We start from the raw sequence: 16,661 nt of genomic DNA, 5'->3' as shown, positions 1-16,661 counted from the left end.
TACTGTCTAGTATTGGACATAGTAAAGTTCTAATTATTTTAATATCGTGATTATTCTATGGTTGTTGGTTGCTATATCTTATTAAGGAAAACATTATGAAAAAACTAATTATACTAAGTGTACTTGCTTTAACTGTTGCGTTAACTGGGTGTGCTACTACAGGTAGTGCATCGCCAAGCGAAAAACGTTCACTTGTACAAAGTATGAAAGCAAACACATTAGATAAATTATACGCTGAAAAACCTGATGTTAAAAAACAAATTGCTAACTCTGCTGGTTATGCTGTATTCGATAACGCAAATGTAAATGTAGTGCTTGCTAGCTTTGGCGGTGGTTACGGTGTTGTTAGAAATAATCTCACAGGTAAATCGACTTACATGAATATGGGCGAAGCCGGTTTAGGACTTGGTTTAGGCGTTAAAGATTTTAACGTTGTAATGGTTTTTCATAACCAAGCTGCACTAAATAGATTTATTGAACATGGTTGGGCATTTGGCGGAAACGCTGATGCAGCAGCAAAATATGAAGATAAAGGCGGTGCACTAGTTGCCGAAGCGATTGCAGATCAAGTTACTGTATATTCTGTAACCGAAAATGGCCTTGCACTACAAGCTGTATTAAAGGGAACTAAGTTTTGGGTTGATTCAGAGCTTAATTAACCACCAAATTACTCTCCTAAAAGCGAGCTGGTTTGTATAATCACGCTCGCTTTATTAAAACCCAACCAATTTAACATAACGTAATTTATGGGTGGTGATGTATAAGGCGTTCTATGATTATGTATTCACGTTATATAAGTCCCTACTAATTTAAAATAAAACTGACAGTTGTTATATTACTAATACTGAATATAACCCTAACTCTTATAAATTTATCAGGTATTAAATTTATATAGTAAAAATATAATAACCCCTAATATAAGATACTGTTTTAATTTATTTGCTTTCCTCGTTCTGCCAGATTTAGTTGTTGGTATACCTGTTTTATTAGCAACCTTTCTTTTGAAGTTTGCTTTGCTTTTTTTTAACGGGTTCAATATTTATCTTCCTTTAGTTTTTCTAATTATGATTTATGAAAGTTTAATAAATTATTATTTCAATCAGGTATAGCATATTTCCCCACAGTGCAATTAGTAGGTCTTGTTTTATCCCAAAATGAAATTAAAGCTTTTTTTGCGTTTTTTTCATAAAACCAATATTCAACTTTTCTCTTATACTTATTAGGTAAATTTCCTTCAAGCAGCTCGCAATTATCAAGTCTAAACGATGCATTTGAATTAGGTGTTATTACATGGAAATGCGGAGGTGGATGTTCATTGGAATAAATTTCAATTTTTAAACTACCTAGACGTTCGACTAGATGTTTCATCTCTATTAGAATAGCCCCATCGGGATCACGGTCATCGTCAACTTCAGTCGATGATGATAACAATGAATGCAAATGCTCACATAACTCGTCTAATGAACTAAGTTCTTCTGGTGAATCTTCGTAAAACCACCGAGTTCCTTTAAAAGACATATAAATCCTTTTTTACCTTAATATAGCTCGATTTTATCAGCAAACTGTACCTTTAATAAACCATAAATTACACTTCTTTATGAAGATTAAAAGTATACTCAAGCATTACTGTTAACAAGGACAGTAATGCTAAGTTATTAATAAATAATTATTTTTATTATTTATTATGTTTTTCCATACCGTAATTTATGGACTTTAAATATCTTAAATATAAGAACCATACCGTTTGGTTTTTAATTTATATTTTATAGACTCCACTAATACTGATCTAATTATGATCCATTTCATCTTTATATTTTTGTTAATATTGAGCTTTGTATCGATGTACAATTATTATTCATGCATTTCATTACTATTTCTAATTTTATAATTCACTGGTTATGGTTACAAATATTCTAACAGGCATTTATGCTTTATCACAAATTGAACATATATCAGGTTCTTTATCTATTTCAGCTTAAGTTCTATTTTCTAAGTTTATTCTTAAACTCATTTTACATGCCTTTTATAAAGTTATATTTAACTTCAATTTAGTATCAAACGCTTCAGCCAATTTTTCGGTTTCACTAAAAACGGTATTCCAATATTTAATGCGTGTATCGGTATCGAGATCGGTAAAGTCATTCCTGTCTGGAATTTTTCCGTAAGGTAAGCTTGCTATAAATTCTTTTGATGGGGTGATCATCACTACATTATCGTAATTGAGTGGTGACACTTTACGTTTTAAATTTTTATCGAACCACCCTGCTTTTGGCTCTGAATTAAAATGCGGATATAAAATAAGTCCTGGGTTATTAATTTTTAAATCAAAGTGGTAATCAATTATTCCGCCATCGCGATATATTCCTTGCGGCGAGCCTGCAATATTTTTTATGCCTTGCATAACAAGTGGTATTGAACCCGATGCAAGTAATGCATCTTTTAAGTTTGTTTGTGTGAGTGCTATGTTTTGTGTTTTAAAATTGTAGCTGTCGGTAATTGATAAGTCGCTTGTTGCTGGGCCAAATATAAAACGCTCATATTGCGAGCCTAATAATTTTCGGTTAACGCGGTTTAACATATAACTTTTTGATAAACCCATTAACTGTATTAATTTATTTTCGCTGGCAATAAAGCCATTCGATTTTGCCACAATAAAGTGCGCTTTAAATACGGGGTTGTTTATAATTTCGGTTACGCCGTTATCGCCAAAAACATCTTCAAGCAAAGCGCGCGCTTTTATTGTAATTTCATTTGGTGTTGGTTTGTTGCTTGAGTATCGGGTTTGCGAATACGATTTTGCTAAGCGCTCAATGGCTGCAACAGGATCGTTTTGTGCAAAACATGCAGAGCGAAAAGCGCCGGCAGATGAGCCAATTAAATTAAGTGGTTGAGTTCGGTTTTTAAAAAATTCACCAAAAATATATTTATCTAAACCAAATAACGTAAACCATTTTGGGCCACCACTTGCGCCTAAAAATGAGGTGAAAAGTTCTGGTTTAAAGCCTTGTTCGTTTATTATTTTTGCTGCGGTTTTACCTGCGTGAATCTCTATCATCTAAAAAACTGTGCCTTTATTATTGATTATTTTAGTTGTTTATTTAAAACTGAAAGTGAATAATTATTCAAAACAAAAAGCGGTTTCATGTTGCCATAAAACCGCTTTTTATCGTTAAAAGTGCTTAAAATACGTTAATCAGTCCCAAATGCCGTCTTCGCATTTGCCCTGTACTTTTACATCTTTTACTTTAAATTCGGGCTCTAAACCTTTGTCTCTTTGTGCGTGGTAATCGCTGGTAACAGACAAAATAGTCGGCGTTAACAGTATAATAGCGATAACGTTAACTACTGTCATTAGCCCTAAGGCAATATCGGCTAAATCCCACACTTCTTTTAACGTAGCTGATGCGCCCCACAACATCATTGATAAATAAAGCAAAGTGTAAATGCCGCGCCCTACTTTGTTGTCGAGCTTAAAGAGGTGCAAGTTACTCTCTGCATAGGCGTAATTTGCCACCACCGATGTAAATGCAAATAAGGTAATTGCAGCTGCAACAAAGTAAACACCACCTTGTGCTAAGTGAGCGGTCATCGCGCTTTGTGTTAAACGAATGCCTTCCATTTCGCCGCTAATGTCTATATCGGCTAATAAAATAATAACGGCGGTACAGCTACACAGTACGATTGTATCGAAAAATACGCCTAGCATTTGTATGTAACCTTGCGTTACTGGGTGATTAGGAATTGGGCTGGCACTTGCTGAAGCATGCGGAACACTACCTGCACCGGCCTCATTAGAATATAAACCACGTTGAATACCGTTTTTAATTGCTGCGCCCATTGCACCCGCTCCGGCTTCTTGTAAACCAAATGCTGATAAAAATATATCTTTAAGCATGGCAGGTACTTGCGTGAAATTTATAATAGTAATAATTACGGCAGCAAGTACAAACACAATGCCCATTATTGGCACAACACGCTCTGCAAAACGGGCAATTGCTTTAAAGCCACCGAGTATAATTGAGCCTGCGAGTACGGTAATAACCAGACCTGAATAAAATGTAGGAACTTCAAACGCGTAATTAAGCGCGTCGGTAATTGTGTTAGTTTGCATTGCGCTAAACGTAAAGCCGTAACCTAAAAACAAACACGCGGCAAACACAATTGCAAACGCCCGGCTACCCAAACCTTGTTGAATATAATACGCAGGGCCGCCTCTAAACTCGCCGCCACTATCGCGCACTTTATATACTTGCCCAAGTACGCTTTCGGCAAAGCCTGTAGCCATGCCCAATATGGCGATTACCCACATCCAAAATATAGCGCCGCTGCCGCCAAGTGAAATTGCCACTGCCACACCGGCTAAATTACCTGTCCCTACTCGTGCGCAAAGCCCTGTACACAACGCTTGGAATGATGAAATGTCGTCTTTTTTACATTTACTGCTGCCTTTTAAAAGGCTAAACATATGTTTAAATTTAAGTATTTGAATTGCTTTTAGTCGTACCGAAAACCATATACCTGTAAACAAAAGTATATAAATAAGTACCTGACCTTCTCCCCATAAAAGGTTGTTTACACTTTTGACGACGGTATCGAACATTACTAATCCCTTTTTATTTTATACTTTTACTTTATGTTAGCACCGACTTTAAACTCTGCATGTAGCGCTACTCAACTTTAAAACTCCGGCAGCTCATTATGCGTTAAACATAATAGTGTTTAAGTTTGGCTTTACCCGATAGTGAAGTGTGTATTGGTGTTTAATAATCTGTAAGTAAGCACATTTAACATTGAATTTTATTTCTATAAATGTGAATAATAAATCACACCTACACTTTATATTGATTAGTTAAAAAATCAATAATATCTTTTTAAGATTCAGTATTTTATTTTGCGCATAGGTGCGGGATGCAATAGTTTTTATTTTGATGCAGTAAGGTTTATATGAGGCGTAATGAGGATTAAGAATGGCAAAAAAATAGCGCATAAAGTTATGCGCTTTTTTGTAATTATATTTAATTAGTTATAGCTGTATTGTGTAGGTGCACTGTAATGGTTGTTGCTGTTAATCTGTAAATTTTGCATTGCTAAGTATGAGCGACCGGCATCTAAGCCTAATTTATGATCAAAACGTAAATCGTTATTTGAACTACCTAATAATTTGCTATGCAGTTTTTCGTCTGCAAAAATTTGTATTATTTCAACATCACTTGGTGGATTTGCAATAAACTCAAGCTCATCTAAATACGCTTTCTCATGCTGTATCAAGTAGTCCAATGTTTTTGGACAATAGCCTGATGCTATAGCAAATGCTCTTAGCTTTTGTACCCATGCAGATTGCGCTTGAAAATTAGCGTCAACCGTTCTTATTACTACAATCTTACGAGCGCCTCGGTTGTAAGCTTCACGTACTGGTAATGGAGCTGCTAAACCGCCGTCTAGATAAAAATCGCTCTGTACTTGCTCTTCAGCAAGGTGTATTTCGTTAGCTGCTTTTGCGTTTAACCAAGGTGTTAACTTTACACCTTGTTTGTATAAAAACGGGAGTGCGCTAGAAGCCTTTAACAAATCACGCCATTGGCCACTCTCACCTGTTGGCGATAAGTAATATGCTTTTCTGTCTCGTGCATTAGTGGCTGTTATAAGTAGCTCACGCGCGCCCAAACTCGTTTTAGCTGTTTTAAAATCTATGGCTCTTTTTACCTCAGTGGTTTTGTCAAAGTACCAATCTAAATCAACTATGTGTTTACCCACTAATCCGCGACCAAGCTGAAAAAAACGTTTGTTACGCGAAAGCCCTCTAATTAGGCGTTTGGCATAGCCTTTTTGACGCGCTAAGTAACTAGTTAAGTTTTGCGAACCTGCAGAGGTGCCAATGAATAAATCGAATGGGTCATATTCTTGCTCTAACCACGCATCAAGTACGCCAGCTGTGAAGATCCCTCGCTGCCCGCCACCTTCAGCAATCAGTGCAACTTTTGGTTGCGCTGTTTTGTTAACTGAATTAGCTGTTGCGCAATTTAGAGACTTCACGGTGAACCTACCTTTATTTAATGATGTTTGGTTTAATACATACATTATAAAAAATAAAAGTGATATCTTAAAATTGATTATTTAAATCAGTTCGATTGAAAAAACAGAACGGTATGTAAAGCAAAATATATACTAAAAATAGCAATCAAATTTACTTTGAATATTTAAATAACAAATACAGACATCACTTAAAGTTAATAAAATGAGTTAAAAAAGTTTAACTTTTGATGATGTCTGTATGTTAACAAGCCCAGAGTGTACGCTTGCTTAACTAACTATATTTTAGTGCTTTATTTCCATTAAAATTTCGAGTGCACGGTGGCGTTTTTCACTATCGAATACATCATTGGTAAATATAAACTCATCAACTTCTAGCTGTTTCGCTATCATCTCTAACTTGTGTTTAATACTTACATGTCCGCCTACTACGCTTAGACTTAAAAAGTTCTCTACATGAGCGCGTTCTTGTTCGCTCCATAACCCGTCCATGCTTTCAACAGGTGGTTTTAGCCACAGCTCGTTACCGCGTATCAGTTCGAGCACACGTTGCTTAGAAGTAGTCGACAAGTATTGCGCTTCATCGTCGGTGTCTGCTGCCACTAAAGGCAGTGCAAGCATTACGTATGGCTTATCAAGGTCGCTTGATGCTTTAAATTCGCGCTTATACAACGCTATTGCATCGTGCACGAAGCGCGGTGCAAAATGTCCTGCAAATACATACGGTAACCCTTTTTGCGCCGCTAGTTGCGCGCTAAATAAACTCGAGCCTAATAACCAAATAGGAACGTTTGTGTCCTCACCCGGTATAGCACGTATAGGGTGCGTACCGTTGTAAGGACCTAACAATGTTTGCAGTTCAGTTACTTCACCCGGGAAGTTTTCTGCACGGCTCATATCGTTGTTTAATGCACGACTCGTTACAGGGTCGCTGCCTGGTGCGCGCCCTAGTCCTAAATCTATTCGCCCTGGATATAAGCTCTCTAACGTACCAAATTGTTCAGCAACAACTAATGGGGAGTGGTTTGGCAGCATAATACCGCCCGATCCAACGCGTATCTTTTTGGTATTACCTGCAATATGGCCAACCAAAATAGAAGTGGCAGCGCAAATTATACCAGGCATATTATGATGCTCAGCAAGCCAAAAGCGATTAAAGCCAAGCTCGTCTGCTCGCTGTGCGTATTTAGTACTTTTATGAAGAGTGTTGGCAACACTGTCCCCTTTGATCATGGGGGCAAGTTCGAGTAACGAAAAAGGAATGGAAGTTAACAAAATAGCAGCTCCTAAAAATGCATACTAATAATGGATTACATCATTAGCATAAAACACTTAAATGGGTCTGCTATTAGGTCAATTCAAGTTACGCAGAGGTATTAGAGCAAAATAGGTATATGTTATTTTGCTCTAAGGTATTCAGGCAAGCTGTGCATCACGTTGGCGCTGCTTTTTATAGCCTTCTGAGTCTACGCCTTTTTTCCAATAACCAGAGGATACAATATTACCGCGCGGTATATTAAGTTGCTCAGTTAGCAATGTTTTTACTGTACGTACAAGGCCTGCCTCCAGTGCCATAAACACAATAGGTGGCTGCTCTGTAATGTGCAAATTTTTAAGTGCACTTAGCATTGCTGTATCGGCATTATTGGTAATTAACCAGTTTATATCGCGATTTGTTTCTAAATCGATAATGTCTTGCTCAGTAGGGGCATGTACAAATGCATCAATTTTTGCAGCTTCAGGTAACTGCTGCACATAGCCTTTTATAGCATTTACTGAGGTTAAATCGCCCAATAATATATAATGAGGGTGCGCGTAATTATCTAATTTTTTAGGGCCTGGTCCAGCTATACCTAGCGCGTCGCCTACTTTTGCAATTTTAGCCCAGTTAGTCGCGGGGCCTTGGTGCATATTTATAACAAAATCAAGCGTTAGTGCGCCGGTTTGCGCATCCACATGCCTTATTGTGTATGATCGCATACACGCTGTTTTTAAGTTAAAATCTACTTCACCATTTTTTGGGAACAGTACTTTTACATAATTACCAATGTGCGCGGAGGTTATATCTGCAAAATCGTCTGAGCCTACAACAATGCGCTGTAAGTGCGGTGTAATTTGCTCAGTGCTTAATACTGTTGCTTTGCGAACTTGTTTACCCATTTTAAATCACCTCGTTTACAAAACTTAGGTTTAAATAATTAACTGCTATAAAAGCAGTCATTGCACAACGCCCCATTGGTTGATAAAATCAACTATAACAATTTAATTGACTTTGTCAACCATATTGAGAGTTCTATGAATACACCTTTATCAAATACGCTGTTTGAACTAATGCAAAATTACCGTGTCACAATTCGTGAAGCAATTAACGCAGGCGAACTTGGTATTAATGCTATGCACGTACGCTGCATACATATTATCGCGAACGTAAATAACTGTACGGCTAACGATATAGTTACTAAAACACAGCGCGACAAAGCGCAAATAGCACGTTTAATTAAAGATCTTATTGGCTTAAATTTAATTAATAAACAGGCGAGTGAGCACGATAAACGCTGCTTTATTTTGTCGCTCACAGAGCAAGGTAAAGTTCTTTTTGATAAGTTATTAGCCTCAGAGAAAAAAATAAATAATCAAATGTGTAAAAACTTAAACCCTCAACAAATCAAAGACTTTTTAGATACCGCACAACAAATGATCAAAAACATGGATTGATCAGCCATACATTTCTTGGCATAACTTACACAAAACGCATATACTGTACACTTATACAGTATATGCGTTTTAGGTTGTGTTATGTTTGTCATTCCCATTTATATAGAAGCAGGCGTGTGTGGTTTTGAATCCCCCGCAGCGCAGTACACCGAGCTAGGTGTAACCCTTGATGAGCTTTTAATAAAGCATCCAGATGCTACGTTTATTGGTATTGCATCGGGGTGCTCTATGCAAGAAGTCGGAATTTTTGAAGGGGACTTATTAGTTATCGACCGTGCAGAGCCTGCAGAAAATGGTGACGTTATTGTTGCTAACTTAAATGGTCTTTTTGTATGCAAACTACTTGATAAAACCAATGCGAGGCTGCTTTCGGCTTCTTCTTTACATAAGCCTGTACAACTAACCTCTTCAGACGAATTTCAGCTAGAAGGCGTAGTAACGCTATCAATAAGAATGCACAGGCAAAGCCCAGAGTTACTAAAATGTATGCCTTAGTTGATGCTGTGTCATTTTATGCCAGTGCCGAAAAAGTATTCGACCCTGCTATTCGCTCCAAACCCGTGGTTGTACTTACCAATAACGATGGCTGTGTATGCGCTATTTGTCCTATTGCTCGGCGCTTAAATATTCCTAAATTTGGCCCGTACTTTAAAGTTAAGCATTTACTTGAGCAAAATAACGTTGTTATTCGCTCTAGTAATTACGAGCTTTACGCTGATTTAAGCGACAAAATGATGAATATTATTGGCCGCTTTTGCGATACACAGCACATATACAGTATTGATGAATCGTTTTTGCACTTTAATGGCTACACATCATTAATTAAAGACTGGCATGAATACGGCCATACAATAAGGCGCACAGTATGGCGCGAAACAAAGCTTCCTGTAGGTGTTGGTTTTGGCCCGACCCCTACTTTAGCAAAAGCCGCTAACCATGCCGCTAAAAAGCTCAGTGGCTTTAATGGTGTTGCAGTAATAAATAGCGAGCAAACTCGCCAAGCTATTTTACAAAGAATGAGCTGCGAAGATGTGTGGGGAATAGGCCGGCGACTAGCTAAAAAGCTTAAAATAATGAATATACACACCGCTTGGGACCTTGCTCAGCAAAACCCTAAAGCAATGCGCCGTGCATTTAGTGTGGTTGTTGAACGTACAGTAAGCGAACTTAACGGGATAACATGTTTAAACTGGGATGATGTACGACAAGACAAGCGAGAGATTTATTCGACCCGTAGTTTTGGAGAGCGCATATGCGAGCCAACAGCCCTTAAAACGGCGCTAATTAACCATGTAACCACAGTGGCTAATAAACTAAGAGCGCAACGTTCGCTCACCTACCAGCTTTATATTTTTGCAGCCAGTGGCGCGCACGAAAACAGATATTATAAAAAGTCGTTTGTATATAAGTTCCCCTCACCCACTAACGACACCTGCGTGATGGCTAATGCTGTATCTGAGGTATTTAATAATATTTACCAACCGGGAGTTCGGTTTTATAAGTGTGGTGTGGGCGCGGTAGAGCTAATATCAGAACAGTTTCAGCAAAATGACTTATTTAATAAGAGCCCTGATAATCCAAAGCTTATGCAATGCCTAGACACAATTAACAATCGATACGGAAAAGGGATGCTCAGCCTTGCAAGCAGTAAATTAAATGACCGATGGCACATGAACCGTGATTTTTTATCGCCGCAGTACACTACGCGTTGGCGCGATATCCCTAAAATATACTGCGAATGATTTACTACTTACTAGATGCTTTATTTGCTCTCGTCTGCTTTTTTAAATGTGCACTCTACACTAGGTTCGCTTAATGTGTATTTTAGTGTGTTATCAGCTAAGAATTTGATACTTTGACTGATTGTTTTTTCGTTTGCAGGGTTTTCACAACGGCTCATTCTTAAACCGTTTTCAAGGCCATCACTTTTATATTTAAGCGTACTGGTTATAAAACAAAAGTTTGGTTTTTTAATAGTGCGAGTACCATTGTGGAGCGATCCAAATACAATTTGTTCTCCAAGTTTAAAACCTGCACTTAAATCACTTTCGTCTGTCAAACTCAAATCGCTATTAACGCATAACCCTGAATTGGTCGACACAACTTCGTATGCCCCCAGTTTTGACTTTAAAAACGGTATAAATCGTGTTTTATTACTCGGCTCAGAAAAAGCATTTGCACTTGTAAAAGCGACAGTTAATAAAGCGAGTGTTAAATATTTCATTTCGTGGGTGTATCCTCGTGAGTCAGCGTGTTAAATAATAGCAAAATGCCTAATCACTTAGCTTTTATAACTTTTAACAACTATAACAGAGATTTACTATAAAAGGAGAGAAGTCGTATTACAGGAGCGAGCGCGTGAGTAGGACGCGGAAGCTTTGCTCGGTTTTTACTTATTCTTACTAGAATAACCCAGGAGCTGTTGTCGAGCCCACTAGTTTACAAATTTCGCGCCGCGATTAAATCCTTCTTGGATTGAACAAATTCAACCACCAAAGGTAAACATGCCCTAGATACTCATTACAAACCATTTTGTTGTTAAGCACTTTATTTAATACGTACTTAAACAACAAAACGATTTATACCAATGCGCTTAATTGTAAGGGTCAATTGAACTCATTAGATTGTTTAACTAGTTATACGAATTGGTATTTATTTTATTGCCAGTACTTTGCAAATAATAAAGGGTAGCTTTGCTTTAAAAACTTAGGTTTGTCTTTAAAACGTTTACCTTTGGGTTCATCACTGCCAGATGGGATAAACGGCAATTCGTCTTCACTGCGTTCTTCAAATAATAAACCGGCTATTAAGTCATACTCATCAATGTACGGATAAGGCTGCTCGTTTAAGTAATAAACGGGTGTACACTGCGCTATCGAATCAGCATTTTCTAAGGCGTTTTCGAATACTGTTTTACCGCGCGAAATTAACCAACATCTAAATTCGCTAAAGCCGTAATCGTCGTTACATCCAGCCATCACAAAAGCGGCACCAAATAAATCCCAGGTAAAACACTTGCGCATATGTATGCCAAAATGCTTATCAAAATCAATAAGGTGTTGATCGCTTAAATCATTAAGTTTAGTTTTTAGGTTATCGCTCACACTTTGCGGATCGAGCCCTAAATCAGGCGTTGTTACTAATTCCCAAAAAGCCTGTTCTGTTAACGCTGCCATTATAAAATCTCTTTTACTCGGCCAACTTGACCATCTTCTAAACGTACTTTAATGCCGTGTGGGTGATTAGGTGATTTTGTTAAAAGACGCTCAACAACACCTTCGGTTAATGTGCCGCTGCGTTGATCTTCTTTTAATACAATATTTACTGTGGTACCTGGTGAAATTTGCGAACGCGTAGGAACAGCCATAATTTAAACCCTAAAAATAATTTATCTAATTATAACGTCCATGTGCTATCAAACCAACAAAAGCTCTGTTAATTGGCGGAAAATGAAATATGTGCTGGTTTTGCGTTCAACTTAATACTCGTAAGCTCTTTGAGTATTATATTTGTTAATTCGTTAAGTTGCGGTTTTGCACTTTCAAGGGCTATATCATCGTTAAAATAGCACTGTACTTTTAACGTATTGGCCTCGTTATTTAAATCGATGGTATGCGTTAGATAATCAAAACCAATTACGCTTTCTTTTATTGCCTCGCATGCATTAGTAAGTGCTAGTCGAATGTGCTTATCGCGCTGCTTTTGAGTTTTAGTCATAAATATAAAGATTACCTATTTAGTTTCTGCTTGTTGCTGTTTTTTAAACTCTTCGTAGTTAGAGTCTTGTTTATCTAGGCATTCGTAATATTCTTTGTCGGCTTTATAGTTACATTCATCAAGGCGCGCCGATTGAACTTCATGAAAACGCGCGTCAGAGCTACAACCAGCTAAAACACATAATCCAACAATAAGTAATGCGCTACTTTTTAGTTTATTGATAAACATTAAATTTCCTTACACTTTCTATATCGAAAAAGCGTTAAATTATTACAATATTATTGTATATTAGCGCCATAAAATCTTAATCTCCAAAGGATCTATTTCTATGATGTCGCAGTTACAAAAGTTGTTTCAGCGTATAGACAAAAGCAAGATATTTCAATCATTTGTTATAGCTGTAATTATTGTTTCTGCTCTTACAGTAGGTGCGCACACTTACTCACTACATCCTACCGTAGAGCTTGCTCTAAATTGGATGGACGTTGGTATTACCGCATTCTTTTTAATTGAACTAATAATCCGCTATGTTGCAAGCAAAGGCATAAAACACTTCTTTTCGAAGGGGTGGAACATATTCGACACCATCATAGTATTGGGCAGTTTATATCCTGCTGCTGGCTCTACTATGTTAATTGCTCGTCTACTTCGCATATTTAGAGTACTGCGATTGGTATCGATGATCCCAGAGCTGCGCTTATTAGTTAACTCATTGCTTAAAGCCATTCCACAAATGGGTTATATAGCCCTATTAATGTTTGTTATTTTTTATATATACGCTGCAATGGGCAGCATGATGTTTGCGGAAATAAACCCCGTACTTTGGCAAGACGTATCAATCTCTATGCTCACCCTATTTAGGGTGGCGACGTTTGAAGATTGGACCGACATAATGTACGAAACAATGGCGGTGTACGAACTAAGCTGGATTTATTACCTTACGTTTATATTTTTAACCGCATTTGTATTTTTAAACATGATGGTAGGTGCCATTTTAGAAGTTATGAGTGAGGAGCACCGCAAAGCACGAGAAGAGCTCGCAGATGATAGCTCATTACCTGCAACGCAAGGGCAAGTAAACGAGCTGCAATCACAAATTGCTGAGCTTAAAGAGCTTTTGAGTAACCGCAAAAACTAATCTGTTCAGAGTACTAAAGCACCCACTTAAAGTTTAAAAAGTGGGTGCCGTTTAAAATTCTAATTAAACTAAAATTACCAAAGCGCTTTAATTTCCCTCGGTATTAGATTTATTATCTGTATCTTCAAAAGAAATAACGTTATCGACTTTCATTTTAAAGGCATCAAAAAAAGCATTTTTTAGCACCGAAATAACTGCTTGGAAAGTCGATACATCTGCATTATCCAATTGCCCCTCTATGGGAATACGTGCAGCTACAAGCTTAGATTCATCGTTTTCAAGTATAGAGCTGAGCAAATCAACACTACCTTCAAATATGGCCGTAAATATTCCATCGTCATCTTTTTCTATATCTTCACGCCACGAAAACACACTCAAGTTTTGAACGCCCGCTTTTACATAACCATTTAAGTTATTATCTTTAGCTACAAGCTCCATTGCTCCATCAATGCCACCGGCTTCAATATCAAACGGTGTGTACACTTTAAATACAGTGTCTAAATTTTTAACTGAAAAACGCTGTACCTCTGCGTTTAAATCAAAATTAGCCTGTTTGCTAAAAGGGTCTAATTTGCCATTAAGCTTTAATGCAGCCTGCCCCATTAATGCTCCCTCTACGTTTAGAGTAGTCACAAGTGTTTTTGATAGGTTTTGCGCATTCGTTATATTTTCAATTTTGGCGTTAATACTTGATATAAAAGTAGGATTTTCACCGCTGTTAGTTGAATTAACTAAGGTTAACTTTCCTTGCTCAATTGTTAAGGTATCAATAGAAAACAGTACTAAGTTATTGGCGAGCCCTACCCAGGTAGTTTCGTCTTTTACTTGTTTATTTTGCTCAGAAGCATTGGGGTCTTTATCGTAAATAACTATTTCAGGACGCGTAAAGGCCATGTTTGTTACTAAATTACCCTTTAAAAGGGCTGACCACGCGAGTGAAAAATCAAGAGTTTGAATACTCAGTAAAGGCTTCGGAGCTGAAGTTGCATCAACAGCGTAAATTTCAACGTCGTCAATTGCGTAGGCACCGCGATATAAAAACAAATCTACATCACCAACATGCCCCGTAACACCTTGCGTATGTTTTAACTGATAATTTACGTAGTATTGAACTACATAAGGCGCGGCTATTCGCATTAGTATAAGCAATACAATCAGCGCTATTACACCTTTAAAATATTTGGTGTGAAATGTTGTAGATGAAAAATGCATTGTAATTTCCTTTGCTAAAAACCAGGGCCTATTGACCTTTAAGGATTAAACTCTGTTCTATGTAGGGCAACGTATGTTTGGCATTTATGCTGCGTTATCGCCTATTTATGAAGAACAACCACACAACATAAACTCAACCATACCTAAAAACCAAACGTACGGCTGCACATTTAACCTCGAAAGATAAACAGGCTCTAATTAGTTAAACTTTTTAATTAAGTACATAAATAAAAGTGTAAAAATTACTAATATTTGTAACTTAAGTACCTGTTAGGTATAAAATTACAAATAGAGCAAAGCCATATAAGCTTAAACTCTAAACTACAGTCACTACAGCAAGGGATATACCACTATTCAAATACACCGCTTAATGAAATGATTCCCATCCTTATCTATCTATACTTTTGCCAACTAATAACCTGCATTGATTCGAATAAACTGCTTTCATCTACTAAAGTAAAATTAAAGCAAACAAGAATAAAAATACATGAACCCTGTTTTTTATATATTAGTTACCCTATTTTTAACCAGTGTTATTTGGTCTGTCATATTTTTAATGTCGTGGTTTACGTTAGGTAAAAAGCAATATGCCATGCTTTGGACAATCGCATTCGCACTCTCTGCATGCCAATGGGCAACAATATTAGCAGAACCATTATTTGACTCTCACACACTATATTGGATGTTAGGAAGCAGCTTCTCAGTAGGCTCTGTGCTACTTGGTACATGGGGGCATTGCATTAGGGTAAATTCGAGTATAAAAATTCGCTATTTAATCATCTCGGCAATAGTAACTCTTGCTGCTGTTTATTATTTTACAGCCATAAATGTGCATGTTGGCTTATTTATGTCGTTGTATGTGTATTACGATGTGATCTTACTGATACTAAGTGCGGTTATTATTTTCAGGCATAAGCAAAAATCACTCCCTGCTGAAATAGGCGCTAGTATTACTTATACGCTATGTGGATTACTTTTATTTGTTGCAGCAAGCATAGCGTTACTACAAGGTAGCCAAGTAAATGAAGAATATATAGCGCTGTATACGTTAATTAATTTTATGACAGTCCCTGCTGCTCATGTAGGCATGGCCGTATTTATAATATTCATAATGGCGTCTGATTTAGCCGAAAAAATGAACCATCTTGCAATGACTGATGTACTTACGGGCTGCTTAAATAGGCGTGGGTTTTATAATAAAAGCCAAGAGCAACTAAAAGATAAACTTAATAATTATAAGTACGTAAGCTTAATTTATTGGGATATAGATAAATTTAAAAAAATAAACGATGAGTTTGGACATGCAGGAGGTGATGTGGTGTTAGTAGAAGCGGCGAAAATAATGCAAGACTGCATAAATCCAGATGATTTGTTTGGCCGAATTGGTGGCGAAGAATTTACCTTATTAATAGCACGTAACGACGAGCCTACAGCTAAAGCATTCCCCGAAAAACTAAGAAACGCACTCGCCAGTAATCCGATTCATTTTAATGATAAAGTAATTAATGTTACGGCAAGTTTTGGCGTAATAAATATTAAATGTAATAAAACCGCAATTGAAAGCGCAATAAATGAGGCAGATAAAGCACTCTATCATGCTAAAAATAGAGGGCGTAATCAGGTAGTTCATATAAGCGAATTAAGTCAATAAAAGTTCATTATTACTAAGGCCTACCTATCTTTTTAGGTTGAATTTTCGGCAGCATCTTTAGGCAAATAGCATTAAAAAAACGAGGCGTATTGCTTAATGCCGATCAGTTAAGAAAATGACCGGTTGACCGATCCAAACGATCATGCAAAATCCGTAGTTAGGAAACTAACTACGGATTTTTTTGTGAATATAGAACAA

18 protein-coding genes are annotated in these 16,661 nt (G+C 37.2%); 6 read left to right on the top strand and 12 right to left on the bottom strand.

The window, feature by feature from the left end; translation table 11 throughout:
- Window positions 1-95: 95 nt before the first annotated feature.
- A complete protein-coding gene (locus I6F50_RS10750; protein WP_007583197.1) occupies window positions 96-659 on the top strand; it encodes a YSC84-related protein in 564 nt (187 codons plus the stop codon).
- A 436-nt stretch (window positions 660-1,095) separates the two neighbouring features.
- Here I6F50_RS10750 and I6F50_RS10745 read toward each other — a convergent pair whose 3' ends face one another.
- From I6F50_RS10745 to I6F50_RS10720, 6 genes are all read right to left on the bottom strand, one after another.
- Window positions 1,096-1,518 carry a DUF4160 domain-containing protein gene (locus I6F50_RS10745; protein WP_197176217.1) on the bottom strand — a complete coding sequence of 141 codons (423 nt, stop codon included), beginning with the start codon at window positions 1,516-1,518 and terminating at the stop codon, window positions 1,096-1,098.
- 505 nt (window positions 1,519-2,023) lie between these two features.
- The gene (locus I6F50_RS10740; RefSeq protein WP_197176216.1) at window positions 2,024-3,055 is read right to left on the bottom strand and encodes a patatin-like phospholipase family protein; all 1,032 of its coding nucleotides are present in this window, start codon (window positions 3,053-3,055) and stop codon (window positions 2,024-2,026) included.
- A gap of 138 nt (window positions 3,056-3,193) precedes the next feature.
- On the bottom strand, window positions 3,194-4,600 hold the full coding sequence (locus I6F50_RS10735) for a sodium:alanine symporter family protein (protein WP_076924661.1): 1,407 nt from the start codon (window positions 4,598-4,600) through the stop codon (window positions 3,194-3,196).
- 419 nt (window positions 4,601-5,019) lie between these two features.
- The gene (locus tag I6F50_RS10730) at window positions 5,020-6,033 is read right to left on the bottom strand and encodes a patatin family protein (RefSeq protein ID WP_165741853.1); all 1,014 of its coding nucleotides are present in this window, start codon (window positions 6,031-6,033) and stop codon (window positions 5,020-5,022) included.
- A 282-nt stretch (window positions 6,034-6,315) separates the two neighbouring features.
- Window positions 6,316-7,305: an LLM class flavin-dependent oxidoreductase gene (locus I6F50_RS10725; RefSeq protein ID WP_197176215.1), complete on the bottom strand. Its 990-nt coding sequence runs from the start codon at window positions 7,303-7,305 to the stop codon at window positions 6,316-6,318.
- A 141-nt stretch (window positions 7,306-7,446) separates the two neighbouring features.
- Window positions 7,447-8,190 (bottom strand): siderophore-interacting protein, encoded by a 744-nt coding sequence (locus I6F50_RS10720; protein WP_165741207.1) that lies wholly within the window; start codon window positions 8,188-8,190, stop codon window positions 7,447-7,449.
- A 135-nt stretch (window positions 8,191-8,325) separates the two neighbouring features.
- Between I6F50_RS10720 and I6F50_RS10715 the strand changes: the two genes are divergently transcribed.
- The 3 genes from I6F50_RS10715 (at window position 8,326) to I6F50_RS10705 (ending at window position 10,487) form a co-directional block, all read left to right on the top strand.
- Entirely contained in the window at window positions 8,326-8,745 is a 420-nt protein-coding gene (locus I6F50_RS10715) for a MarR family winged helix-turn-helix transcriptional regulator (RefSeq protein WP_010552917.1), read from the top strand.
- Window positions 8,746-8,826: 81 nt separating this feature from the next.
- Window positions 8,827-9,240 carry a S24 family peptidase gene (locus I6F50_RS10710; protein ID WP_165741208.1) on the top strand — a complete coding sequence of 138 codons (414 nt, stop codon included), beginning with the start codon at window positions 8,827-8,829 and terminating at the stop codon, window positions 9,238-9,240.
- Window positions 9,228-10,487: a Y-family DNA polymerase gene (locus tag I6F50_RS10705; RefSeq protein ID WP_165727958.1), complete on the top strand. Its 1,260-nt coding sequence runs from the start codon at window positions 9,228-9,230 to the stop codon at window positions 10,485-10,487. The genes I6F50_RS10710 and I6F50_RS10705 overlap by 13 nt, the downstream gene beginning before the upstream one ends.
- Window positions 10,488-10,507: 20 nt before the next feature.
- Here the strand turns inward: I6F50_RS10705 and I6F50_RS10700 are convergent, their stop codons facing one another.
- The 5 genes from I6F50_RS10700 to I6F50_RS10680 form a co-directional block, all read right to left on the bottom strand.
- Window positions 10,508-10,969: a hypothetical protein gene (locus I6F50_RS10700; RefSeq protein ID WP_010552920.1), complete on the bottom strand. Its 462-nt coding sequence runs from the start codon at window positions 10,967-10,969 to the stop codon at window positions 10,508-10,510.
- 433 nt (window positions 10,970-11,402) lie between these two features.
- Window positions 11,403-11,921 (bottom strand): DUF4240 domain-containing protein, encoded by a 519-nt coding sequence (locus tag I6F50_RS10695; protein ID WP_007377587.1) that lies wholly within the window; start codon window positions 11,919-11,921, stop codon window positions 11,403-11,405.
- The gene (locus I6F50_RS10690; RefSeq protein ID WP_007583223.1) at window positions 11,921-12,112 is read right to left on the bottom strand and encodes a YwbE family protein; all 192 of its coding nucleotides are present in this window, start codon (window positions 12,110-12,112) and stop codon (window positions 11,921-11,923) included. Before I6F50_RS10690 ends, I6F50_RS10695 begins: the two co-directional genes overlap by 1 nt.
- Before the next feature lie 68 nt (window positions 12,113-12,180).
- Complete coding sequence (locus I6F50_RS10685; protein WP_007583225.1) at window positions 12,181-12,462, bottom strand: hypothetical protein; 282 nt, start codon at window positions 12,460-12,462, stop codon at window positions 12,181-12,183.
- Between the two features lie 15 nt (window positions 12,463-12,477).
- Window positions 12,478-12,690 carry a hypothetical protein gene (locus I6F50_RS10680; RefSeq protein ID WP_007583226.1) on the bottom strand — a complete coding sequence of 71 codons (213 nt, stop codon included), beginning with the start codon at window positions 12,688-12,690 and terminating at the stop codon, window positions 12,478-12,480.
- Window positions 12,691-12,790: 100 nt separating this feature from the next.
- On the opposite strand from I6F50_RS10680, the gene I6F50_RS10675 reads away from it, so the two are divergent.
- On the top strand, window positions 12,791-13,600 hold the full coding sequence (locus I6F50_RS10675; RefSeq protein ID WP_165727960.1) for an ion transporter: 810 nt from the start codon (window positions 12,791-12,793) through the stop codon (window positions 13,598-13,600).
- Between the two features lie 87 nt (window positions 13,601-13,687).
- On the opposite strand, the gene I6F50_RS10670 is transcribed toward I6F50_RS10675, so the two are convergent.
- Window positions 13,688-14,812 (bottom strand): DUF748 domain-containing protein, encoded by a 1,125-nt coding sequence (locus I6F50_RS10670; RefSeq protein ID WP_165727961.1) that lies wholly within the window; start codon window positions 14,810-14,812, stop codon window positions 13,688-13,690.
- A gap of 487 nt (window positions 14,813-15,299) precedes the next feature.
- Here I6F50_RS10670 and I6F50_RS10665 point away from each other — a divergent pair, with 487 nt between their 5' ends.
- Entirely contained in the window at window positions 15,300-16,463 is a 1,164-nt protein-coding gene (locus I6F50_RS10665; protein WP_165741429.1) for a GGDEF domain-containing protein, read from the top strand.
- The last annotated feature ends 198 nt before the right edge of the window (window positions 16,464-16,661 follow it).

Source organism: Pseudoalteromonas sp. NZS127_1, assembly GCF_015864295.1.
Taxonomy (GTDB): domain Bacteria; phylum Pseudomonadota; class Gammaproteobacteria; order Enterobacterales; family Alteromonadaceae; genus Pseudoalteromonas; species Pseudoalteromonas arctica.
This window is presented reverse-complemented; position numbering and strand designations above follow the sequence as displayed.